This window comes from Candidatus Nitrosarchaeum limnium BG20 (genome assembly GCF_000241145.1).
Taxonomy (GTDB): Archaea; Thermoproteota; Nitrososphaeria; order Nitrososphaerales; family Nitrosopumilaceae; genus Nitrosarchaeum; species Nitrosarchaeum limnae.
The window spans coordinates 1-562 of sequence record NZ_AHJG01000196.1; the positions used below are offsets into that span (position 1 = coordinate 1).

1 protein-coding gene is annotated in these 562 nt (G+C 36.3%); it reads right to left on the reverse strand.

Going from position 1 to position 562, the window contains the following annotated elements; translation table 11 throughout:
• A partial coding sequence (locus BG20_RS07035; RefSeq protein WP_010192767.1) for a glycosyltransferase family 4 protein occupies positions 1-562 on the reverse strand: 562 nt, incomplete at both ends.

Here is a 562-nt window from a genome sequence, read left to right on the forward strand (position 1 = left end):
AAATTTCTAAAAACTCTTTTGCAATTTTATTCCAATTGAAATTTTCTTCTACAAACTTTCTTCCTTCTCCTCCCATGGTCTTTCTTTTTTGTTCATCATTGATCAAAAGTGATAGTTTTTCAATCCACCCATTTGCATCTCCTTTCTCTACCAAAAAACCAGTTTCATTATTTTTCATAAGCTCTGGAATTCCTCCAACATTTGTTGCAACCACTGGTTTTTTCATTAACTGTGCTTCTTGCAATGTTAAAGGTGACATGTCAATTCCGCTGACTAGTGCATAAACATCAATCTCAGTTAGATACTCTCTGACTTTGTCTGGATACTGTAATGGTCCAAGCCATTTGAAATTATTGTATTTTCCCAACACTGCTAGAATTTTCTCACGGTATGGTCCATCTCCTGCCCAGTAAAAAGTCACATCAGGCATAGATTTTAAGACACTTTCTAAAACAAGCATCTCTTGGGCTTTCCCCCAAATTACTGCTCCTTGTAATAATCCCACACATGGATGTTTGAGAGTCATTCCTTCTGAAGGATACCATCTAGATGATGTTATTCC